The sequence below is a fragment of the Roseateles sp. P5_E1 genome, from assembly GCF_054049335.1.
This window is the reverse complement of record NZ_JBFUMN010000019.1, coordinates 13528-36802: the sequence shown is the minus strand read 5'-3', so window position 1 is coordinate 36802 and position 23275 is coordinate 13528. Positions and strand designations below refer to the sequence as shown.

The following is a 23275-nucleotide window of genomic DNA, read 5'->3' as shown; positions in this document are numbered from 1 at the left end:
CCTGTGCTCCGTTCAGCGGTGCCGCAGCCGCGGGTTGGCGACGATGCCGCAGATGTCCGCGGCCGTGACGAGGATCAGATAGCCGCTGCAGAACAGCATGGCGCAGGCCTGCACCAGTGGCGTGTCGCGTTGCGCGACGCCGTCGACCATCAGCTTGGCCACGCCGGGATAGTTGAAGATGGTCTCGACGATGATCACGCCGCCCAGCAGGTAGGACAGGCTCAGCGCCACCGCGTTGGCGATCGGGCCGACGGCGTTGGGCAAGGCGTGGCACATGACGATGCGCAGCGACGAGGCGCCCTTCAGGCGAACCATCTCCACATAGGGCGCCTCCAGCTGGTCGATGACCGCCGCACGCGTCATGCGCATCATCTGGGCGACGATCACGCAGGTCAGCGTCAGCACCGGCATTGCGAAGGCCTTCAGCAACTGGCCCATCGATTCGATGTCGTTGACATAGGACAACGCCGGCAGCCAGCGCAGCTGCACCGCGAACACCAGCACCGCCAACGTCGCGATCAGGAACTCCGGCACAGAGACGACGCCCACCGAGGCCGTGGACGCGGCACGGTCGAACCACGAGCCCCGCCACACCGCCGACGCGATGCCGGCCGCCAGCGCGATGGGCACCGAGAACAGCGCCGTGATGGCAGCCAGCAGCAGCGAGTTGGGCAGCCGCGAGCCGATCAGCTCGGCCACCGGCTGGTAGGCCGTGACGGACTTGCCGAAGTCGCCGCGCGCCAGGCCGCCCAGCCAGCGCAGGTAGCGCGTAGGGGCCGAGGCGTCCAGGCCCATCTGCGCCCGCAGTGCCGCCAGCGCCTCGGGCGTGGCGTCCTGGCCGAGCTGCTCCTGGGCGGCGTCACCGGGCAGCACCGCCGTCACGGCGAAGACGATCACCGACACCGCCAGCAGCGACAGCAGCGACAACGCGACGCGCTGCGCGAGCAGCTTGAGGATGATCCCGTTCATAGGATGCCTTGTGCGGTGGGGGTGTCAGGCGGCGAGCCAGACGTTCTCGGCAAAGTTGTAGCCCATCAACCCGCCGAGCGGGATGGGCGACAGGCCCTTGACCTTGGTGCTGTGGCCGTCCAGGCTGGCCAGGAACAACGGGATGCCGATGCCGGCCTCCTGGTGGATCAGCGTCTGCATGTCGGCATACATCTGGCGGCGCTTGGCGAGGTCGGTCTCGCCGCGCGCGGCAACGAGCAGCTGGTCGAACTTCTCGTTCTTCCAGCGCGACTCGTTCCATTGCGCGTCCGACTTGAAGAACTGCGTCAGCAGCATGTCGGCGCTTGGCCGCGGGTTGACGTTGCCGAAGCCGACCGCGCTGTTCAGCCAGTGGTTGGACCAGTAGCCGTCGGCCGGCATGCGCTTGACGTCGATGTCCAGACCGACCTCCTTGGCCGTCTGCTGCAGCATCAGCGCCATCTCGACCGAGTACAGCGCCGCAGGCGAACACACCACAGGCACGGCGCTCGAGACGCCCGCCTTCTTCAGGTGGAACTTCGCCTTCTCGGGGTCGAAGGCGCGCTGCGGCAGGCCGGCGAAGTGGAAGCGGTTGGTCGGGTCGATGGGCTGGTCGTTGCCGATGACGGCCTGGTCGAGGGCGATGGTCTTCTTCATCTGCTCGCGGTCGAACAGATGCTTCATGCCCAGCACGAAGTCGGGGTTGGCGCCAGGGCCGGTGTCGCGCCGCATGGTGAGGTCGGAGTACTGGCCCGACTGCGTCTTGAACACGGCGAAGCCCGGCGTGCCGGCGATGCGTGCCAGCGAGCGCGGGTTGACGGCGCCGACGAGGTCGATGCCACCCGACAGCAGCGCGTTGACGCGGGCGTTCTCGTCGCTGATGCCGACGAACTCGATCTCGTCCAGATAGGGCTTGCCGGGCTTCCAGTAGGCCTCGTTGCGCACGACGACCGAACGCACGCCGGGCTTGAACTCCTTGAGCTTGTAGGGGCCGGTGCCGATGCCGGTGTTGAAGTCTGTCGTGCCGTCCTTGACGATGTGGAAGTGGAAGGTGCCCAGGATGACCGGCAGGTCGGCGTTCGGCGAGGTCAGCACGATGGTCACCTCGTTGGCGCCGCTGGCCTTGATGCTCTCGATCTGGTCGGTCTGGACCTTGGCCTTGCTGGCCGTGGCGGGGTCCTTGTGTCGCGAGATCGAGAACACGACGTCGGCAGGCGTCAGCGCCTTGCCGTCATGGAAGGTCACGCCCTTGCGCAGCGTGAACACCCAGGTCTTGGCGTCCTTGGTGTCGAAGCGCTCAGCCAGGGCGGGCTGCGGCGTCAGGCTGCCATCCAGCGACGTGAGCCCGTTGTAGAGCATGTTGCAGCGCGAGTAGTCGGCTTGGTTGGACTGCTTGGCCGGGTCCAGCGTGTCGCTGGCCGCGGCCGTGGCGCCGGCCACGCGCAGCTTGCCGCCGCGCCTGGGCGCCTGCGCGTGGGCCGTCATCGCCGTGCCGGCCAGCGCGCCGGCGAGGCCGGCCTGCATGCCCGCCCCGACGAGCAGGCTGAGGATGTCGCGGCGGCTGGCGCCGCGCTTGAGCGCGTCGAACAGGCGCTGGCTGTCTTGCGGGCCGACAAGGGCTTCGAGGGGTTGGCGATGGCTCATGGTGTGTTTCTCGTTCAGTGTTCTGTGGGGTTGACGAGTTCGGGGCGGGTCTTGGGAGAGCCGCCCGCTCCAGGCTAGGCGAGGCGATCCTTCAGCCGGTAGTACAGGCCGACGGCGGGCAGGAACCAGGGCGGGCCGACATGGCCGGGAATGGCCGGCCAGGCACGGTCCGCCCACGGGTTGGCGGCGGTGTCGCCGCCCATCAGCGCGGCCATGCGCTGGCCCATCAGCACCGACATCTGCGTGCCGTGGCCGCTGTAGCCCATCGTGTAGTACAGGCCGTCGCGCTCGCCGGCATGGGGCAGGCGGTCCTGTGTCATGTCGACGAGGCCGCCCCAACAGTAGTCCAGCCGCACGCCGGCCAGTTGCGGAAAGGTCTCCAGCAGGCCGGCGCGCAGGACCTCGCCGCTGGCGGCGTCCTGCTGCGGGCTGCTGATCGCGAAGCGAGCGCGGCCGCCGAAGACCAGCCGGTGGTCGGCCGTCAGCCGGAAGTAGTGGTGGATGTTGGCCACCGTCGTGTAGGTGCGGCGCGCCGCCAGCAGCGCGGCCGCGCGCTCCGCGCCGAGCGGCTCGGTCACGACGATGAAGCTGCCGATGGGCACGATGCGCCGGCGCAGCCAGCCGAAGCTGCGGTAGCCGCCGTGGCGCGAAGCCCCGGTGGCCAGCAGCACCTGGTCGGCCGCCACGGTGCCGCGCGTGGTGTGCAGGCGGTGGGCGTGGCCGTGGGTGCGCTCAATCCGCTGCACGCAGGTGCCGGTGAAGATGCCCGCGCCCTGGCGCTCGGCGGCCTCGGCCAGGCCGTTGGCGAAGCGGCCCATGTGCATCTGGCCGCTGCGCCTGTAGAGCATGCCGCCGTGGAAACGCTCGCTCTGCACCTCGGCACGCACGGTGGCCTCATCGAGAATCTCGGTGTCGGTGTCGACACCGTCGGCATGCAGGCGTTCCACGCTGCGCCGCAGCGCCTCCAGCTGCGCCGGCCGTGTCGCCAGCTTGAGCTTGCCGGTGCGGCTGAAATCGCAGGCGATGCCTTCCTGCTGAACCAGCTGCGCCACGGCGTCGACGGCGTCGTCGTAGGCGCGGTACCAGGCGGCTGCCCGCGTGGCGCCATGGCGCGCGGCGGCTTCCGCATAGTCGACCGCCAGGCCGTTGTTCACATGGCCGCCATTGCGCCCCGAGGCTTCGGACGCGACGCGCGCACCGGCCTCCAGCACGGCCACCGTGGCACCGCGCTTGGCCAGCGCCAGGGCGGCGGACAGGCCGCTGAAGCCGCCGCCCACGATGGCGACGTCCACGCGCTGCGGCAGCTCGCGCGCCGCCGGCACGAACGCCGGCACGCTGTCGGTCCAGTAGGCATCGAGTTTCATGGCTTGGCCGCTATCGACGTTCAGAGACCGACCACGCCGGCCAGGCCGCCGATGTCGGCGATCTCGGTGTAGCGGTAGGCCGGGCAGCCGGGGCCATGGCCGCGGTTGACGAAGACCTTGTTGACGATGCCGATGTCGTCGGCCGACATCAGGTCGTAGCGCAGGCTCGACGACACATGGAGCAGGTCCTCGGGGTTGCAGCCGAGCGAATCGATCATGTACTCGAAGGCCTTCAGCCGCGGCTTGTAGGCCTGGGCTTGCTGGGCGGTGTAGACCCGGTGGAAGGGTGCGCCGAGCATGGCGACGTTGGACTGGATCTGATGGTCCATCGCGTTGGACAGGATCACGAGCGGGATTTCCTTGGCGACCTTGGCCAGGCCTGCGGGCACGTCGTCGTGCGGCCCCCAGGTGGGCACGGCATCGACGTAGCGCTGCGCCTCGGCGTCAAGGTACTGCAGCTTCCACTTGCGGCACAGCCGGCGCACCGCGTTCTTCAGCACCACGTCGTACGGTTGCCAGTCGCCCAGCACTTCGTCGAAACGGTAGGCCGTGAAGTCGGCGATGAACTGCTCCATGCGCTCGGCCGGCACGCGGTCGAAGAAGATATCCCGTGTGATCTCCGCCATGCGAAAGCGGGTCAGGGTGCCGTAGCAATCGAAGGTGATGTACTTGGGTCGGATGCTCATGTTGCGCGTCTCGCTCAGTGGGTTGTCATCAGGACTTCATTGCAGCATGTGCAGTGAAGTGGTTTGTGGGGAAAACGGGTTGTCGCAGGCGCTGAAACTGCCGTTCGAAGGCGGCTCGGCGGCATGCCCTGCGGCGTGCACTCGGACGGGGACGGACGCCCTTCAACGGAACCCTGGAGGCACCAGCCGGTGGCGCAAATGCGGGACCGCAAATCGGCCCTGCGCAACCCGGGAGTACGGGCGGGCATTGGCGAATGCGGCTGGGCGACTTGCATGCGATTGACCTGCGATGTCATGGGTGAATGGGCGCTGATGGTAGGGACGGCGCCGCGAAATTTGTGGTCGCAGACTGGCCCGCCGCAGCATTGAATGCCGTGCGCGGCGGGCCTCACAGCGCAAGCTGCCGAAATGGGTGGCAGGCCGTATTTGGGCTGGCGCGGCACCCGCGAAAGGCTGCAACATCGGCAACCCCTTGCCCTTCAGGAGACCCCGCCACATGGGTGCCCCCGCCACCACGAATGCAGCTCCCGTCGACGACGGCGTGCGGCTGCGCAAGATGAGTGCCGCTGATCTTGCGGCCGCTCACGACCTGTCCGACACGCTGCGCTGGCCCCACCGCCTGGCCGACTGGAAGCAGGTCTTCCACCACGCCGAGGGCGTCGTCGCCGAGCGCGACGGCGAGATCGTCGGCACCGCCCTGCGCTTTCGCTGGGGGGCGCAGGACGCGACCATCGGCCTGGTCATCGTCGCGCCGGCGCAGCAGGGCCGGCGCATCGGCCACCGCCTGATGAGCGCGGTGCTCGACGGGCTGCAGGATTGCCGCGTTCGGCTCAACGCCACGCTCGAAGGGCGCGGCCTCTACGAGCGCCTGGGCTTCGTGCGCATCGGCGAGCTGCGCCAGCACCAGGGCATCGCGCAGCCGGCGCCGCTGGTGGCACTGGCCAGCGGCTGGCGTCTGCGGCCGGCGGGCGCTTCCGATGCGCCGGTGCTGAAGGCGCTCGACGCGCAAGCCTGCGGCATGCCGCGCGACGCGTTGATGGATGAACTGCTGGCCGAGGCGGAGTCCACCGTCGTGCTGGACCAGGGCGGCACAGTGCGCGGCTTCGGCCTGCTGCGTCGCTTCGGCCGCGGCCACGCCATCGGGCCGGTCGTCGCGCCGGACGATGAAGGCGCCAAGGCCCTCATTGCCCACCTGGCCGGCACCAACGCCGGCCGCTTCACGCGCATCGACATCGACCTGGACAGCGGCCTGGCCGAATGGCTGGAGGCGATGGGCTTGCTGCGCGTCGACGCGCCGGTGATGATGGAGCGCGGCCCGACTGCCAAGCCAGCGGCGCCGGGTGCGCCCAAGAGCTACGCCATCGTCACGCAGGCGCTGGGCTAAGAGGGTGAGAGCTTTTCATCCATGCCCGCCTTGCCCGCCAAAACGCCCTCGCCCGTCGTTGCAAATGCTCGCCATAGCCCGCTATGGCTGTGCTTTGCGCCTAGTTCGAGGGCGTTTTGACGCGCCTTTCGGGCACGTCTGAAAAACTCTCACCCTCTGAGGCGCCATGACCACCTTCCTCTACATGGCCGACGCCGAGCGCGGCCGGCGCTGGGGCGAGCTGTTCAGGCGCGGCGCACCTGCGCTGGACTTCCGGCTCTGGCCGGACGTGGGCGACCCGGCCGAGGTGCACTACCTCGCCACCTGGCAGCAACCCGAGCAGCTGGCCCAGCGTTTCCCGAACCTGAAGCTGCTGTTCTCGACCGGCGCCGGCGTGGATCAGTTCAACCTGGCCGCGCTGCCACCGACCGTCGCGCTGGTGCGCATGGTCGAGCCCGGCATCGTGCAAGGCATGGTGGAGTACGTGCTGCACGCCGTGCTGGATATGCACCGCGACCGCCCCGCCTACCGGCGCCAGCAGGCCCAGGGGCTGTGGCGGCCTTTGCCGGTGCGTACCGCGGCGCAGTGCCGCGTCGGCGTGCTGGGGCTGGGCTCACTTGGCGAAGCCGTGCTGCAGGCGCTGCGCGGCCTGGGCTTTGACTGCGCCGGCTGGAGCCGCAGCCGGCGCAGCATCGACGGCGTGCGGTGTTTTGCCGGTGAGGGCGAGCGCGCTGCCTTCCTGGGCCGCAGCGACATCCTGGTCTGCCTGCTGCCACTGACCGACGCGACGCGCGGCCTGCTCAACAGCGCGTTGTTCAACGCACTGCCGCGCGGCGCGGCGCTGGTTCACGTCGGCCRCGGCCCGCAGTTGGTGAGCGCAGACCTGTTGCGCGCCCTTGACGACGGCCGCCTCGGCGAAGCCGTGCTCGACGTGACCGATCCCGAGCCCCTGCCGGCCGACGACCCGCTGTGGCGCCATCCGCGCGTGCAGATCACGCCGCACATCGCCAGCATGACGCAGCCTGACACGGCGGCTGCCGTGGTGCTGGACAACCTGCGGCGCTTCGAAGCGGGGCTGCCGCTGGTGGGCCTGGTGGATCGCAGCAAAGGCTATTGAGCGCGAGCGGCAGCTTCTGCCGTGGCAGCCCGCAGTTCAGCGCAAGACGCTGCCGCGAGCGGCCAATGCAGCACCCACCGGCGAGCCCGAACGCCCAAACTGAGCGTCAGCCATCCACTGCAACACGCTGCTCATGACCGCCCTCCCCCTCGCCCAAACCGCCGCCCGAGCCGCCATCACCACCCCGGAACAGCACGCTGCGCTGGCCGGCCTGGACCGCGCGCATCTCATCCACCCCGTGGCACCGTGGCGCCGGCACGAGGAGCGCGGCCCGATGGTGCTGAGCTCAGGCCACGGCGTCTGGCTGCAGGATGCCCAGGGTCGCGAGCTGCTCGACGCCTTCGCGGGCTTGTGGTGCGTCAACGTCGGCTACGGCCAGGAGAGCGTGGTGCAGGCCGCCGTCGAGCAGATGCGCCGCCTGCCCTATGCGACCGGTTATTTCCATTTCGCCAGCGAGCCGGCCATCCGCCTGGCGGCCAAGCTGGTCGAGATCACGCCGGCCTCGCTGACCCGCGCCTACCTGACGCTGGGCGGATCGGAATCGGTCGACGCCGCCGTGCGCTTCATCGTGCAGTACTACAACAACACCGGCCGGCCGACCAAGAAGCACTTCATCGCGCTCGAGCGGGGCTATCACGGCTCGTCCTCCACCGGCGCGGGGCTGACGGCGCTGCCGGTCTTCCACCGCGGCTTCGACCTGCCGTTGGCCACGCAGCATCACATCCCGTCGCCCAACCCCTACCGCCATGAGAACGGCGCCGACGCGCAGGCGCTGATCGCCGCCTCCGTCACCTCGCTGCGCGCCAAGGTCGCCGAGCTTGGCGCGGAGAACGTCGCCGCCTTCTTCTGCGAGCCCATCCAGGGTTCCGGCGGCGTCATCGTGCCGCCGCCCGGTTGGCTGAAGGCGATGGCCGACGCGGCGCGCGAGCTGGACATCCTGTTCGTCGTCGACGAGGTCATCACCGGCTTCGGCCGCACCGGGACGATGTTCGCCTGCGATGCCGAAGGCGTGCAGCCCGACCTGATGACGCTGGCCAAGGGCCTGACCTCGGGCTATGTGCCGATGGGCGCGACGATGATGTCCGAGCAGGTCTACGCCGGCATCGCCGACGGTGCCCCGGCCGGCCAGCCCATCGGCCACGGCGCGACCTACTCGGCGCATCCGGTGTCTGCAGCGGTGGCGCTGGAAGTGATCCGCTTGTACGAAGAGGGCGGCATCCTCGCGAACGCCCAGCGCGTCGCCACGCGCTTTGCCGCCGGGCTGGAGGCCTTGCGCTCGCACCCGCTGGTGGGCGACGTGCGCTACCGCGGCCTGCTCGGCGCGCTGGAACTGGTGAGCGACAAGGCCAGCCGGCGCGGCTTCGACCCGGCATTGGGCCTGGCCGACCGGCTGTTCGCCCTCGGCTACCAGCGCGGCCTGGTGTTCCGCAGCTTCGGCGACCACGTGCTGGGTTTTGCTCCCGCGCTGACCATCACCGAGGTCGAACTCGACGAGTTGTTCACACGCCTGCGCCGCGTGCTGGACGATGCGTTGGCGGCACCCAACGTGCGCGCGGCGATGTCCGGCGGCTGAACACCGGCGCCACACAATCGCGCCATTCGCCAACCTTTGGGCACCCACCATGGCAGAAGCTCTCAAACTCGACCGGTTGGACCTGCGCATCCTGGCCCAGCTGCAGAAGAACGGCCGCATCACCWACGTCGATCTCGCCGATGCGGTCGGACTGTCACCGAGCCCCTGCCTCATCCGCGTCAAGCGCCTGGAGCAGGCCGGCTACATCAGCGGCTACGGCGCCCATCTGCGGCTGGAGAAGCTGGGCGACACGCTGACGGTGTTCACAGAAGTCACGCTGACCGACCACCACCGCGAGGACTTCATCCGCTTCGAGAGCGCCATCCGCGAGGTCGACGAGATCCTCGAGTGCCACCTCGTCAGCGGCGGCTACGACTACCTGCTGCGCTTCMTGACRCGCGGCGTSAACCACTACCAGCARRTCATCGARGRCCTGCTCGAACGCAACATCGGCATCGMSAAGTACTTCAGCTACATCGTCATCAAGTCGCCGTTCGTGAAGACGCATTGCCCGATCGAGAAGCTGTTCCACGAAACGCGCTGAGCGCCCGCACCGACTGAGCAGGCCCGCACCATGCGGGCCTGCTGCGCATTGGGCCGCCTCCCAGTTCATGCCGCTGACACAAGCCACCTGAACCCGCGCCGCCGCGTCGTGAGGATGCCGCAGACGCTGCCGGCAACACCCCTCCCAACCGCAGCAATCGCCTGCGCGCCGCGCGGTTTCGGCATCGGCGCAGATCGCGCTGCCCGCGCCTTCCACAACCGCAGTTCGTGCCGCCGCGGGCGGCCACAACGCGACGCCGCGCGAAGCCCCCGGTGCTGGAATGCCCTGGCACCGAGCGGTGCGGCTTCTGGATCGAAGTTGCAGCCCCTCGTCGTCGCCGACAAGCAACCTACAAGAGGGAATCCATGACAGCTTTCACCCGTATCCGCCTTCTCATCGTCACTGGCGCCGCCTTGTGCGGCAGCGTCGCCAACGCGCAATCCAACGTCACGGTCAGCGGCAGCATCGACGCGGGCGTGTTCCGCGACACAGCCGGCCGCACGAACGTCGGCACCATCCAGCGCAGCCACCTGGAGTTCGCGGGCAACGAGGATCTCGGCGACGGCCTGGCCGCGACCTTCCGCCTGCGCCACCGTTTCGACGCGGACACCGGCGCGTCGGAGGCCGGCACGGGCAGGCCGTTCTGGCACGGCGAGTCGACCGTCGGCATCAAGGGCGGATTCGGCGCTTTGCGCCTGGGCCGCGCGCTCGACGCCATCCAGGCGCAGGACTGGGCCTTCGACGCCTGGAGCAACTACGACCGCATCGTGTCGCCCGCCTGGGACCTGTGGCATTGGAACTACTCCGCCGACCCGGCCGGCGGCGGCTCGGGCCGCGTGGCCAACGCGGTCTTCTACGACTCGCCGAAGTTCGCCAACGTCTCGCTGCACGTCAGCGCCTCTCCCGAGTCGCCCGCAGGCGCCGTGGCGAAGACGCGCGCCGCCACCCTGCTCTACAACGACGGCAAGCTGCGCATGATGCTGGGCAGCGGCAAGAACAGCGCCGGCGCCACCGAGACCTCGGTCGGCGTGCGTGCCGCCTTCGGCATGCTGTCGTTGATGGGCATGTACAACGCCAGCGAATCCGTCGCCGGCTCCAAGGCCAAGGTGACGACGCTGGGCGCGGTCTATGTGATGGGTGCCACGACGCTGAAGGCAGGCTGGGGCCAGGCCGACGTGGACGGCCTGAAGAAGGAGAAGATGGTCTCGGTGAGCGCCGGCTACAGCCTGTCCAAGCGCACCACGGTGTATGCGGACCTGGCCTCCAAGCGCCTGCTCGGCACCGGTACCAAAGAGGTCTACGGCGCGGGGATGACGCACTCGTTCTGACCGGGCCTCGCTACGACCCCTTCGCGAGATTGAACTGGCCCGGCACACCGCCCCGATGCGCTCGCAGCCGGACCGACCACCCTGCTGGCAAACGGCGCTCCCGACGCCGGCGCCGGGTTGCGCCGACCGGCGCCACGTCGCAGGCTCCGAAACAATTGCAGTCGGGAGCCGGGTCGCTCGGCGTAACCTGCTGGGCCAAGGCGTCTACGCTGCGGGCACCGCGGCGGCTGATCCCACGGGCATGCTGTTTCGGCGCCGCCACAGGGCGCATGTCCTCCAACAGGCAGGCCATGTCGATTTGGGTTCCCGTCGTTCGTCGATGGGAGACGAGGTGCCCTCAGGGGGCGCTCCGTCCGGTCAACTTAGCAGGAGTGAAGACATGTCATACATCGATGGTTTCGTGATCGCGGTCCCTACCGCCAACAAGCAGAAGTTCATTGAGCACGCGCGCCACTTCGACGCGATGTTCCTTGAGCTGGGCGCGACCCGTGTGATCGAAGGTTGGGGCGACGACGTCCCTGACGGCAAGGTCACCGATTTCCGCCGCGCAGTCCAGGCCACCGCCGAGGAGACGGTCGCCTTTTCGTGGGTCGAATGGCCGGACAAGGCCACGCGCGACGCAGGCATGAAGAAGATGATGGAAGACCCGCGCATGGATCCGTCCACACCCGGCAACCCGCCCATGCCCTTCGACGGCAAACGCATGATCTTTGGCGGCTTCGAACAGGTGGTCGAAGTGAAGGCTTGAGCGACGGGGCGACACCGCCCCTGGTCCGCGCGTCACGACGGGCATCTGGCGCAACCGTCGGTCCGCAGGCGGTGCCTCCGGGACATTGCGCCGGGCACCCCGTCGTTGCGGCCCAGTATGTCGGCTCTCGGGACTCTGCATGGCTTCACACTGGCGGCCAGGAGCGGTCATCGCCTCTGCTGCTTCGGGCGCCGGCTTCGTGCCCAAAGCGGAAATCCGCCGGATAACAGCAGCAGGCTGACCGAGGTCTTTCGAGATGCCGCAAAAGACCGACTGCTATCGACCCCTTAACGGGACATCCGTTGTCCTGAGCCCGCAGTCGCAAAGCCGCTGGCCAAGCGTGATCATAGGTACCTGAAGTAGCTCCATGACGGAGTACATCGGCCGAAGCCCTCAAACGAAGCGAGAAGCCGGCTTAAGACCGTGCGGACCAAGCCTGCTAGTTAACCAGCAGGCCTCAATACGGGCGCAGGCCTCCGCCTTGAAAGGAAGCGAAGCGTTACCCGCTTACAAGCTATATACGACGTTTCTCATGCGCCCCGTAAGCTCTACCGGGAGTCAGCCCCAACCATGGCCGGGGCTGATACAGCAAACCATGAAGCTTGAGTTACTGGTATCTCATCGGAGTTGCTGTGACAAATCTCGTGCGACTTGTAGCTTCTTCTTATCCTTGGAAGCCATTATGAGGAACGTAACTGATTGACGGCGAGGAGCTATATGTCGTCTCCAGCGCGTCGCCCGGCGGCAAGAGATGAACGGTAGGGCCGCTAGCCGGTTTCAACCAGAAATCCCCTGAACGCGATTGCCTAACCTGGCTTACCGAGCCTCCCTGGACGATCACTTCGACATACTGGCCTGTGGCGTTCGCCCAAGTAAACGGACTACTTCCAACCGGAATATTGGTTCGGGCTTTCAGCGGATAAATATAGCTCGAAGTTTGTTTGTTTTTGATGTTCTTCCACTCAGTCGCAGTTCCGCTATCATAAAAACCACCAGATCCGCCGCCGACGTAGTTTGTCGCCAAGTTTTCGAAGCAGTTCTTGATAGCTCCGGCTTGGATCTCAATGCGCTCATGGATGCCTCCAGAAACCTTGCAACCCTCCCCTTGGAATATTAACGAATTGAGAGAATAACAATTAATCAGTTGGTTGCTATAGCCGGCATCGAGAAGATTGTTGACGCTTCCCGAATTCTCCATGCCAAATCCTATGAACGCATTGAACCGAGCGGTTGCAGACAGCGCTACGCCACGAACTGTATTCGACTCCGCTGTTCCGCCAATAAAAGTATTCTGATCGGCCAGTAGCAACGAAAACCCTTGAGGAACGCCCTCCATGCGTGCATTAACGAAGACATTATTCGTGGATTGGCCCATATCAATGCCCGCCCTGTATCCATTGGTAATCGACAAGCCGACGAGGGGAATGCTTGTCATAACATCTCGATCTGTCGAGCAAGCGATATCAATGAAAGTATTAATGCTGCAGGAGTTTAGAAGAAACGCCGTCCCATCGGAGGTTTTGCAATTCTTGACTCGAACGTTTTCGATCTGCGATCTAGCGACGCCATAAAGCCGGATTCCGTAAATGGTATTTGCATTCCCCTCGATTACGAGATTCTTAATAGTCACACCTTGAACAAATGGCGCAGTTGGCGATCCTGATTCGAAAGCCCAGATAAGTAGTGCCGTGTTGTCCATTGCTGTGCTAATACACTTGAGTACCGCACCCTCTTCGCCAATCATCGAGAATCCGGAATAATTCCAGTTGCCAATGTCTGTATACCGATACGTACCAGGTGTGATTCGGATTGTTGCCGGCAGGTGCGCCGCCACCCATGCTTTTGCCTTTAGTATCGCGGCGGTATCATCGGCGACATTGTTCCCCTTTGCGCCAAATTGCTTTAGCGTTACGCTTCCGACGATTACTAACTTCCAGCGGCCGCCGTCCGTCGCGACGATAACGGTGCCCCCATCGTCAGCACTTGTTGTATCGCTGGGGTCGTACCAGTAATTCCCGCCCCCACCGTCACCAGGTGTGTAATAACCAATGACAAAGGCTCGATCGTATGTCGTCTTACTAAGGCCCTTCAAGGCGGCAATGCTGTCAACATTTGTACTTAGGCTCAAAATGACTCTCCTTTATCCTTTCGCTGGCAAAATCGCCATCCGCTTTTTTATGAAGTTATGTCCATTTGGTCAACGTAATTATTAAGACACGCAAGAGGGTCTTCTAGAAAACGCGATCGTTCCCTGAGCGGGGCTGGTGGGCTGATCCAGCCGCACGCACGCGGCACCTAGATTGAACGGCTCGACTTGGAGCGGGCATTCGCGACCGGCTCATGGCCCAACACGGACGTTCGAGCGCACGGACTCGGTGGACAGCAATCGCTGCGGAACCGCCCTTCAGCCCAGATCTCGAACTTCGGCTTTGGGCACGTAGCTGTCGTCCAAAGCCGCAGACGCGATGACTGCAACGGGTCGGAACCGCCAGCTGGCCGACTGTGATACCTGCCGTTGATCCGAGAGGTACCTAGATCCTGGGTCGGCGCAGACAAGGCCCACTCTGAAGGGCCGGTCCCGGAGGCGCCGCGGTCACTTCACGAATGCCCGTCGCTCCAGCTTTGCCGACGATCATTCGCCGGGCCGAAGCACGCGCTCCACCAACGCACAGAACCACCGCACCCCGTTCGGCAGCGCCTCGTCGTTGAAGTCGTAGCAGGGATGGTGCAGCGGCCTGTCGCCGCCCTGCCCCAGCCATAGGTAGGCGCCCGGCCGCTCGCGCAGCATGAAGGCGAAGTCCTCGCTGGTGAAGGCGGGCTTGGGTGCTTCGGTGGCCTGCAGACCGGCGTCGGCAGCGGCGGCCAGTGCGAGCGCGGCCTCCGCCGACGTGTTGATGGTGGACGGGTAGTAGCGGGTGTAGGCCACGTCGACCTCCAGGCCATGACCCAGCGCCACGCCGGCCGCCGCGTCGCGCAGCGCGGACTCGATGCGGTCCTGCACCGCTGCGTCGAAGCTGCGGACCGTGCCGGTGATGCGGGCTTCGGCCGGCAGCACGTTGTGGCTCTGGCCGCCCTCCAGCTTGGTGACCGACAGCACGGCCGAATCGGCCGGGTCGATGCGGCGCGAGACGATGGTGTTGAGCTGCACGACCAGCTGGCTCGCGGCCAGCAGCGCGTCGGGCGTGTGGTGCGGCTGCGCGGCGTGGCCACCCCGGCCGCGCAGCGTGATGTCGAAGCGGTCGGCCGCCGCCATGATGGGGCCGGGCCGTGTCTGCGCGTGGCCCAGCGGCAGGTCGGGCCAGTTGTGCAGTGCGTAGACCGCGTCGCAGGGGAAGCGTTCGAACAGCCCTTGCTCCACCATCACACGGGCGCCGCCCTGCCCCTCCTCGGCCGGCTGGAAGATGAAGTGCACCGTGCCGTCGAACTGCCGGGTGCGTGCCAGGTGCCGCGCTGCGCCCAGCAGCATGGCGGTATGGCCGTCGTGGCCGCAGCCGTGGTGTGCGCCGGCATGGCGGCTGGCATGGCCCAGGCGCGACTGCTCGGCCATCGGCAGTGCGTCCATGTCGGCACGCAGCCCGACCGAGCGGCCGCTCGTGCCGTGGCGCAGCGTGCCGACGACGCCGGTGCCGCCCAGGCCTTCGTGCACTTCGAGCCCGAGCAGGCGCAACGCCGTCGCGACGATGCCGGCGGTGCGCCGCTCCTGGAAGGCCAGCTCCGGGTGGGCATGCAGGTCGCGGCGCAAGGCGACCAGGTCGGGCATCAGGTCGTCGACCGCAGTGGCGGGGATCTGTTCTTCAAGCATGGCCGAGCTTAGATCCGGGGCAGCGGCCATCCACAGCAGCGCTCGCTGTTCTGCGGGGCCGGCACGACAGATTCTTGCGAAAGCCGGCGCACATCCGGCACGCCCTCAAGCGAGCCTTCATGTCTACTTTCGTTCGCCTTGTCAGGTCCCAAAGGACACACTGAATGAACCCCGTCATCGAGCGTCTCATGAACGCCGGCCACCTGGATCGCGTCTTCATCGGCGGTGAGTGGCGCACTCCGGCGGGTGCGGCCCGCAGCGCCGTCACCAACCCGTCGACGGAGCAGGCCGTCGCGGAGATCGCGCTGGGCAATGCGCAGGACGTCGACGCCGCCGTGGCCGCAGCCCGGCGGGCGTTCACCACCTGGTCCGTCAGTGCGGTCGAAACCCGGGCCGCGTTGCTCGACCGAGTGCACGCCTTGATCCTGGAGCGCGCGGAGCTGTTTGCGCAGGCCATCTCGCTGGAGATGGGTGCGGCCATCAGCGTCGCGCGCAGCACGCAGGTGCCGGTCGCGGYAGAGCACATCCGCGTGGCGCGTGACCTGGCACGCAGCTATCCCTTCCTGACCCATCGCGAGGGTGTGTCCATCCTGCGCGAACCCATCGGCGTGTGCGGGCTGATCACGCCCTGGAACTGGCCGCTTTACCAGATCACCGCCAAGGTCGGCCCCGCGCTGGCGGCGGGGTGCACCGTCGTGCTGAAGCCCAGCGAGCTGTCGCCCTTGAGCGCGCTGCTCTTCGCCGAGGTGATGCGCGATGCCGGCGTCCCTGCCGGCGTGTTCAACCTCGTCAACGGCGAGGGGCCGGAGGTTGGCGCGGCGCTGGCGGCGCACCCGGATGTCGACATGATCTCGATCACCGGCTCGACGCGCGCCGGCGTGCTGGTGGCCCAGGCGGCCGCGCCGACGGTCAAGCGGGTCGCGCAGGAACTGGGCGGCAAGTCGCCCAACATCGTTCTGCCCGACGCGGACCTCCCGCGCGCCATACCTCTGGGCGTGGCCGCGGCCTTCCGCAACGTCGGCCAGTCCTGCAGCGCCCCGACCCGCATGATCGTCCCGCGCGAGCGGCTGGCGGAGGTCGAGCGGCTCGCCGCCGAAGCGGCCGCGGCCCTCGTCGTGGGTGACCCGCGCTTGCCGCAGACGACGCACGGTCCGGTCGCCAATCGCGCCCAGTTCAACCGCGTGCAAGAAATGATCGAGGCCGGCCTCGCCGAAGGCGCCCGGCTCGTCTGCGGCGGCCCCGGCCGGCCGCCCGACCTGGAGCGCGGCTTCTACGTCCGCCCGACCATCTTCTCCAGCGTGCAACGCCGTATGCGCATCGCCCAGGAGGAGATCTTCGGGCCGGTGTTGTCCATCATTGCCTACGACAGCGTGGACGAGGCCGTGGAGATCGCCAACGACACGGTCTACGGCCTGGGCGCCCATGTGCAGAGCCGCGACCCCACCACCGCGCGCGCCGTCGCGGCACGCATCCGCTCCGGGCAGGTGCACATCAACCATCCGGCCTGGAACCCACACGCCCCCTTCGGCGGCTACAAGCGCTCGGGCAACGGCCGCGAGTACGGCGTCGAAGGCCTGCAGGAATACCTGGAAACCAAAGCCATTCTTGGCTACATGAACGAGGAGCACGCATGACCGCAGCCCTGCTGCTGCACCGCGCCGACGGTGCCCCCCTTTCGACGACCTTCCACCAGGCGGCCTTCGGCAAGGACGACCCGTTCGCACCGTCTCGTGAGATCGCCTGGGAAGGACCCGGCGCGATGATCGCCGGCCGGGTCAACTTCACTGGCGACATCGACGTGGCCAGCTTTCCTCATACCGAGACCCTCGTCGTCGTGGCGGGCCAGCTGACGCTGACAGCGGCTGGCGCGGCTCCGCTGGTGCTCGGTCCCGAGGCGGGCGCCGTCATCGCACGGGGGACTGCGGTGCGCATCCAGGCCGTGGTTGGCGTGCGCTTCGTGTGCTGCGCGGCCGCAAGTGATGGCCCATCGGCGCCCGGCATCACGCCCTTGCACGCCGAGGCCGACCTGAAGCCCTCCAACCCGCCACCGGCGCAAACGCTGCTAGGCCCGAGCCCGGCCTGCCGCAGCGACAACGTCTTCACTGAGGAGCAGACGCAGTACCGCGCCGGCACCTGGGACTCGACGCCCTATCACCGCATCGTCCGTCCGCATCCCCTCAACGAATTCATGCACCTGCTGGCCGGCAACGTGCGATTCGCCAGCCCCAACGGCAGCGTGCTGTCGGCGAGCGCTGGCGATGCGCTCTTCGTGCCGCAGGGCGCGCCCATCGGCTGGGAGAGCCACAACCACGTCGCGAAGTTCTACGTGGTGCAAACCGTCCCGGCCTGAAACGACTGTCAAGATCCAACATGTCCCAGCCATTGCGCCTCATCGAGACCTCGCCCAAGCCGCCGGCCAGCGCCGACGTTGTCGTGATCGGCGGCGGCATCATCGGTGTCTTCACCGCCTACTACCTGGCCCGGCGCGGCCTGTCGGTCGCCGTGGTCGAGAAGGGCCTCATCGGCGCCGAGCAGTCGAGCCGCAACTGGGGCTGGTGCCGCCAGCAGAACCGGGACGCCCGCGAACTGCCGATGGCCACCAAGAGCCTTGAACTCTGGGATCAGTTTGCCGCCGACACCGGCGAGGACACGGGCTTCAAGCGCTGCGGCTTGCTCTACCTGAGCGACGACGATGCCCAGATTTCCGGCTGGGCCAGCTGGCGCGAGCTGGCGAAGACGGCTGGCGTGACCACCCACATGCTCAGTGGCCGCGAGGCGTCGGAACGGGGCCAGGCGACCGGCCGCGCGTGGAAAGGCGGCGTCTTCTCACCGAGCGACGGTACGGCCGACCCGGCCAAGGCGGCACCTGCCGTGGCAGCCGCGCTCATGAAACTCGGCGGCACCGTCCACCAGAACTGCGCCGCTCGCGGCATCGAGCTGGAAGGCGGCCGCGTCAGCGGCGTCGTGACGGAAGCCGGGACCATCAAGACCCGCACCGCGGTGCTCGCGGGCGGCGCGTGGGCGTCATCGTTCTGCAACCAGCTCGGCGTGCGGTTCCCGCTCGCCACGGTGCGTCAATCCATCGTGCGTCTGGCACCGGTGGAACAGCGCCTGCCGGACGCCCTGGCGGGCCCGCGCGTCGCCGTCACCCGTCGGCCCGACGGCCACTACGTCCTGGCCATCAGCGGGCGTGGGCGCGTCGACCCCACGCCGCAATTGATGCGCTTCGCGCCACAGTTCATCCCGATGTTCGCCAAGCGCTGGCGCAACGTGTTTCCCGGCGGCTGGGAAGGCATGCGCTGGGGCCACGAGACCCGCACACGCTGGAAGCTGGACGCTCCCACGCCGATGGAACGCGCGCGGATCCTCAACCCGAAGCCCGACCCTGCCGGGGTTCGCGAAACCCACCGCCGTGCCATCGACTTGTTGCCGGCGCTGCGCGACGCCCGCATCGCCAGCACCTGGGCGGGCTACATCGACAGCACGCCCGACGGCGTGCCGGGTATCGGGGAACTGCCGCAGATGCCCGGCTTCATCCTGGCCGCGGGCTTTTCCGGCCACGGGTTCGGCATCGGCCCCGGCGCAGGCCACCTGATCGCCGACCTGGTCACAGGGGCCCGGCCGATCTTCGATCCCGCGCCTTTCAACCCCGCACGGTTCAACGAGTCGTCCTGGGGCAAGGTGGCTGATTTCTAGTGCCAAGCGTGTCACTGCAGGCATGCAGCTGGCTGCGGCCTTCCCCGCATCAATGTGAAAGCCGCAGGCACGACGAAAAGGGACAGCAGCGGCGCCGTCAACATGCCGCCAAGCATGGGCGCGGCAATCCGGCTCATGACCTCGGAGCCGGTGCCCGAGCCGCAGACGATGGGCAGCAGGCCGGCGAGGATCACGGCCACCGTCATTGCCTTGGGCCGCACCCGCAGCACGGCGCCCTCGCGGACGGCGTCGAGCACCACGTCCCGCGTCATGGGCATGCCGGCGCGCACCCGGTCTTCGAGCGCGTGCTTGAGGTACAGCAGCATCACCACCCCGAACTCCGCCGACACGCCCGCCAGCGCGATGAAACCCACGCCAGTGGCCACGGACAGGTTGTAGTCCAGCAGGTAGAGGAACCAGACCCCGCCGGTCAACGCGAGCGGCAGCGTGGCCATGATCAACGCCGCCTCCTCGGCGCGCCGGAACGTCAGGTACAGCAGCACGAAGATGATGAGCAGCGTCGCCGGCACGACGAGCTTCAGCCGCTCGTTGGCGCGCTCCATGTACTCGAACTGCCCGGAGTACGCCAGGCTCATGCCCGGCTCCAGGCGCACCTGCTGGGCCACCGCGCGCCGCAAGTCACCAGCGACCGACGCCAGGTCACGGCCGCGCACGTCGACGTAGACCCAGCCGGATGGCCGGGCGTTCTCGCTCTTGAGCATGGGCGGGCCGTCGACAAGCGCGACGGTGGCCAAGCTGCCCAGCGTCACCTGCTGGCCGCCGGGTGTGAGCACCGTCAGGTTGCGCAGCTTCTGCGGCGTGTCGCGCAGTTCGCGCGGATAGCGCAGGTTGATCGGGAAACGGGCCAGTCCTTCGACGGTCTCGCCGACGTTCTCGCCTCCGATGGCGCCTGACACCACCGCCTGCACGTCGCTCACGTTCATGCCAAACCGCGCCGCTGCCGCCCGGTCGATCTGCACGTCGACGTAGCGGCCGCCAGTCAGTCGCTCGGCCAACGCCGAGCTGACACCGGGCACATTCTTCGCCACCGCCTCGATCTGGGCAGCGACCCGATCAATGGCGGTCAGATCCGTGGCGGAGACCTTCACGCCGATGGGGCTCTTGATGCCAGTGGCCAACATGTCGATGCGGTTGCGGATCGGTGGGATCCAAATGTTGCTCAGGCCAGGCACCTTCACCGTGCGGTCCAGTTCCTCCACCAGCTTCTCCGGCGTCATGCCCGGGCGCCACTGGTCGCGCGGCTTGAGCTGGACGGTGGTCTCGAACATCTCCAATGGCGCCGGGTCGGTGGCGGTCTCGGCCCGCCCGGCCTTGCCGAACACCCGTTGCACCTCGGGCACCGTCTTGATCATGCGATCGGTGATCTGCAGCAGCTCGGCGGCCTTTTGGGCCGACAGGCCAGGGAGCGCCGATGGCATGTACAACAGGTCGCCCTCGTCCAGGGGCGGCAGGAACTCACCCCCCAGGCGCATCAGAGGCCATAAGGTTGTCGCGAACGCCGCCACGCCCACCACGATCGTGGCTTTGGGCCAGCGCAGCACGACTTCCAGCGCCGGCCGATACATCGCGATCAGCCCCCGCGTGATGGGATTGCGCCGCTCGTCCGGGATGCGTCCGCGGATCCAGTAGCCCATCAGCACCGGGATCAGCGTCACCGACAGGCCTGCGGCAGCTGCCATCGCATAGGTCTTCGTGTAGGCCAGAGGCCCGAACAGCCGACCCTCCTGCGCCTGCAACGTGAAGACCGGCACAAAGGACAGCGTGATGATCAGCAGCGAGAAGAACAGCGCTGGCCCCACCTCGACGGCGGCGTCGGTGATGACGGCCCAGCGGGCCTCACCCTTCAACTCTTCATCCGGGTGCGCGTGCTGCCAAGCCTCCAGCTTCTTGTGCGCGTTCTCGATCATGACGACGGCCGCATCCACCATGGCGCCGACGGCAATGGCGATGCCGCCCAGCGACATGATGTTGGCGTTCAGCCCCTGGTATTGCATGACCAGGAAGGCCGCCATGACGCCCAGCGGCAGCGAGATGATGGCTACCAGCGCGGAGCGCAAGTGCCACAGGAACACCGCACAGACGATCGCGACCACGATGAATTCCTCGACCAGCTTCATCGACAGGTTGTCGATGGCGCGCTGGATCAGCGAGCTGCGGTCATAGGTCGTGACGATCTCGACGCCTTTGGGCAGGCTGGCCTGTAGCTGCTTGAGCTTGTCTTTGACCGCGGCAATGGTGGCCTGGGCGTTCTTGCCGGTGCGCAGGATCACCACGCCGCCCACCGCCTCGCCTTCGCCATCCAGCTCAGTGATGCCGCGGCGCATCTCCGGGCCGATCTGGACGGTGGCGACCTGGCCCAGCAGCACCGGCACGCCATTGCGGTTGGCCAGCACGATGCTGCGGAAATCGTCCAGTGACTTGAGGAAGCCGCTGGCGCGCACCATGTACTCGGCCTCGGCCAGTTCCAGCACCGCGCCACCGGCCTCCTGGTTGCCGTTCATCAGCGCCTCGCGCACCTGGTTGTGCGTGATGCCGTAGGCGACCAGCTTGGCCGGATCCATGACCACCTGATACTGCTTGACCATGCCGCCGACGGTGGCGACCTCGGCGACATTGGCGACGGCCTTCAGCTCGAACTTGAGGAACCAGTCCTGCAGCGCGCGCAGCTGCGACAGATCGTGCTGCCCGCTGCGGTCCACCAGCGCGTACTGGAACACCCAGCCCACGCCGGTCGCGTCGGGCCCAAGCGAAGGCTTGGCCGTTGCCGGCAACCTGCCCTGGACCTGGTTCAGGTACTCCAGCACGCGGGAGCGTGCCCAGTACAGGTCCGTGCCGTCCTCGAAGATCACGTAGACGAAGGAGTCCCCGAAGAACGAGAACGCACGCACGGTCTTGGCGCCCGGCACCGACAGCATGGTCGTCGCCAGCGGGTAGGTGACCTGGTTCTCGACGATCTGCGGCGCCTGGCCGGGGTAGCTGGTGCGGATGATGACCTGCACGTCCGACAGGTCCGGCAGCGCGTCGATGGGCGTGGAGCGCAACGACAGCACGCCGGCGACAGCGAGAAAGAGCGTGGCCAGCAGCACCAGGAAGCGGTTGCCGACCGACCAGCGGATCAGTGCGGCGATCATTGGGCGCCTCCCTTGGGTTCAAGGCGCAGCGCGGCGCTGGCGGCAGGCGCACCGGGGCTCGCCTGCCGCTGCATCACCCCCTGCATGCTGGCCTCGGAATCGATGAGGAACTGGCCCGAAGCGACAACCTGCTGGCCCGGCTGCAAGCCCTGCAGGACCTCCAGCTTGTCGCCCAGCTCGCGGCCCAGGCGAACCTGGACCGGCGTGAAGCGCCCGGGCTGCTCGACGACGTAGACCACCACGCGCTGACCGGTGCGGATGACCGCCTCGGCGGGGACGACCAGTGCTTCCTCGCTGGACCCGCCCAGCCGCATCGTTGCAAACATGCCGGCCCGCAGGCGCCCCTGGGGGTTGCGCAACTCGACCCTGACGCGCAGCGTGCGCGTCTCGCTGCTGGCCTCCGGCAGCACCGCGCTGATCTTGCCGCGCAGCGTCTCGCCCGGGAAAGCCGTCAGCACCACATCGACCGGTTCGCCCACCCGCGCCATGCCGGCCTGAGCTTCGGGCAACGCAGCCTCGATCCAGACCGTGGACAGCCCGGTGATGCGGGCCAGGCTCATACCTTGGGACACCGTCATGCCCGGACGGACCATGAACTCCTGCACCAGGCCTCCGGTGGGCGCATGCACCGTCGTCAGCGCCTGGACTTGACCCGTTCGCTCGACCTGCTGGATGAGGGAAGCTGGCATGCCCATGAGCACGAGGCGCTGGCGCGCCGCGCTAGCCAGGGCTTCGTCGCCGGTACCGCGCACCGCCAGGAACTCCTGCTGGGCGCCGGCCCATTCCGGCACGAGCAGTTCGGCAATGAAGGCGCCGGCGGCCACGACATCACCGGGTGCCAGGCGGGCGACTCGCTGGACGAAGCCTGCCGTGCGGGCCTGCAGGATCGAGATATCGCGTTCGTTGAGCTGGACGGTGGCCGGGACTTGCAGTGCGGTGCCGATGCGCTGCTTTTCTGCAGTTGCGGTGCGCACACCGAGCATCTGGGCCACACGGGGATCGACGGCCACGCCGCCGGTCGGCGCCTCGTCTGCATATTTCGGGACCAGCTGCATGTCCATGAAGGGCGACTTGCCGGGCTTGTCGAATTTCTGCTGCGGCGACATGGGGTCGTACCAATAGAGCACCTTGCGGTCACCGGTCACCGCGCCGCTGGCGGCGGCTGGCGAGGTTGCGAAATGCCCGACAGGCGATACCCCGGCGCGCCACTGTGCGACGCCATAGCCAAGCCCGGCGCCGAGGGCGACCAGGACCATGGCCGCGGCAGACAACTTGCTGTTGGAGGTCATGGG

At 67.4% G+C, this 23275-nt stretch carries 17 protein-coding genes; 9 read left to right on the top strand and 8 right to left on the bottom strand.

All coding sequences use genetic code 11. The features are described from left to right. Positions 1-12: 12 nt before the first annotated feature. From ACXJKJ_RS16220 to ACXJKJ_RS16205, 4 genes are all read right to left on the bottom strand, one after another. The gene (locus ACXJKJ_RS16220) at positions 13-969 is read right to left on the bottom strand and encodes an ABC transporter permease (RefSeq protein WP_457390990.1); all 957 of its coding nucleotides are present in this window, start codon (positions 967-969) and stop codon (positions 13-15) included. 24 nt (positions 970-993) lie between these two features. After that, positions 994-2610: an ABC transporter substrate-binding protein gene (locus ACXJKJ_RS16215; RefSeq protein ID WP_457390988.1), complete on the bottom strand. Its 1617-nt coding sequence runs from the start codon at positions 2608-2610 to the stop codon at positions 994-996. Positions 2611-2684: 74 nt separating this feature from the next. Beyond that, positions 2685-3974 carry an NAD(P)/FAD-dependent oxidoreductase gene (locus ACXJKJ_RS16210; protein WP_457390986.1) on the bottom strand — a complete coding sequence of 430 codons (1290 nt, stop codon included), beginning with the start codon at positions 3972-3974 and terminating at the stop codon, positions 2685-2687. 20 nt (positions 3975-3994) lie between these two features. Then, the gene (locus tag ACXJKJ_RS16205) at positions 3995-4660 is read right to left on the bottom strand and encodes a haloacid dehalogenase type II (RefSeq protein ID WP_457390985.1); all 666 of its coding nucleotides are present in this window, start codon (positions 4658-4660) and stop codon (positions 3995-3997) included. Positions 4661-5156: 496 nt separating this feature from the next. On the opposite strand from ACXJKJ_RS16205, the gene ACXJKJ_RS16200 reads away from it, so the two are divergent. The 6 genes from ACXJKJ_RS16200 (at position 5157) to ACXJKJ_RS16175 (ending at position 11333) form a co-directional block, all read left to right on the top strand. Next, positions 5157-6044, top strand: a complete 888-nt coding sequence (locus ACXJKJ_RS16200) for a GNAT family N-acetyltransferase (protein WP_457390984.1) — start codon at positions 5157-5159, stop codon at positions 6042-6044. 166 nt (positions 6045-6210) lie between these two features. Then, entirely contained in the window at positions 6211-7140 is a 930-nt protein-coding gene (locus tag ACXJKJ_RS16195) for a 2-hydroxyacid dehydrogenase (protein ID WP_457390983.1), read from the top strand. Positions 7141-7273: 133 nt separating this feature from the next. Beyond that, a complete protein-coding gene (locus ACXJKJ_RS16190; protein WP_457390981.1) occupies positions 7274-8713 on the top strand; it encodes an aminotransferase class III-fold pyridoxal phosphate-dependent enzyme in 1440 nt (479 codons plus the stop codon). A 49-nt stretch (positions 8714-8762) separates the two neighbouring features. Further along, positions 8763-9257 carry an Lrp/AsnC family transcriptional regulator gene (locus ACXJKJ_RS16185; RefSeq protein ID WP_457390980.1) on the top strand — a complete coding sequence of 165 codons (495 nt, stop codon included), beginning with the start codon at positions 8763-8765 and terminating at the stop codon, positions 9255-9257. Between the two features lie 365 nt (positions 9258-9622). Further along, positions 9623-10585, top strand: a complete 963-nt coding sequence (locus ACXJKJ_RS16180; RefSeq protein WP_457390978.1) for a porin — start codon at positions 9623-9625, stop codon at positions 10583-10585. 379 nt (positions 10586-10964) lie between these two features. Beyond that, a complete protein-coding gene (locus ACXJKJ_RS16175; protein ID WP_056197103.1) occupies positions 10965-11333 on the top strand; it encodes a DUF1428 domain-containing protein in 369 nt (122 codons plus the stop codon). 664 nt (positions 11334-11997) lie between these two features. Here ACXJKJ_RS16175 and ACXJKJ_RS16170 read toward each other — a convergent pair. Both ACXJKJ_RS16170 and ACXJKJ_RS16165 read right to left on the bottom strand, forming a co-directional pair. After that, complete coding sequence (locus ACXJKJ_RS16170; protein ID WP_457390976.1) at positions 11998-13461, bottom strand: hypothetical protein; 1464 nt, start codon at positions 13459-13461, stop codon at positions 11998-12000. A 504-nt stretch (positions 13462-13965) separates the two neighbouring features. After that, positions 13966-15135 (bottom strand): M20 aminoacylase family protein, encoded by a 1170-nt coding sequence (locus ACXJKJ_RS16165; protein ID WP_457390975.1) that lies wholly within the window; start codon positions 15133-15135, stop codon positions 13966-13968. A gap of 164 nt (positions 15136-15299) precedes the next feature. Between ACXJKJ_RS16165 and ACXJKJ_RS16160 the strand changes: the two genes are divergently transcribed. From ACXJKJ_RS16160 to ACXJKJ_RS16150, 3 genes are read left to right on the top strand one after another with little or no spacing between them, the layout of a single operon-like run. Beyond that, a complete protein-coding gene (locus tag ACXJKJ_RS16160) occupies positions 15300-16769 on the top strand; it encodes an aldehyde dehydrogenase family protein (protein WP_457390973.1) in 1470 nt (489 codons plus the stop codon). Next, positions 16766-17485: a cupin domain-containing protein gene (locus ACXJKJ_RS16155; protein ID WP_457390971.1), complete on the top strand. Its 720-nt coding sequence runs from the start codon at positions 16766-16768 to the stop codon at positions 17483-17485. Before ACXJKJ_RS16160 ends, ACXJKJ_RS16155 begins: the two co-directional genes overlap by 4 nt. A 20-nt stretch (positions 17486-17505) precedes the next feature. Next, complete coding sequence (locus ACXJKJ_RS16150; RefSeq protein WP_457390970.1) at positions 17506-18831, top strand: NAD(P)/FAD-dependent oxidoreductase; 1326 nt, start codon at positions 17506-17508, stop codon at positions 18829-18831. Positions 18832-18842: 11 nt separating this feature from the next. Here ACXJKJ_RS16150 and ACXJKJ_RS16145 read toward each other — a convergent pair whose 3' ends face one another. Next, positions 18843-21983 (bottom strand): efflux RND transporter permease subunit, encoded by a 3141-nt coding sequence (locus ACXJKJ_RS16145; RefSeq protein ID WP_457390968.1) that lies wholly within the window; start codon positions 21981-21983, stop codon positions 18843-18845. Next, positions 21980-23272 (bottom strand): efflux RND transporter periplasmic adaptor subunit, encoded by a 1293-nt coding sequence (locus ACXJKJ_RS16140; protein ID WP_457390966.1) that lies wholly within the window; start codon positions 23270-23272, stop codon positions 21980-21982. The genes ACXJKJ_RS16145 and ACXJKJ_RS16140 overlap by 4 nt, the downstream gene beginning before the upstream one ends. Between the last annotated feature and the right edge of the window lie 3 nt (positions 23273-23275).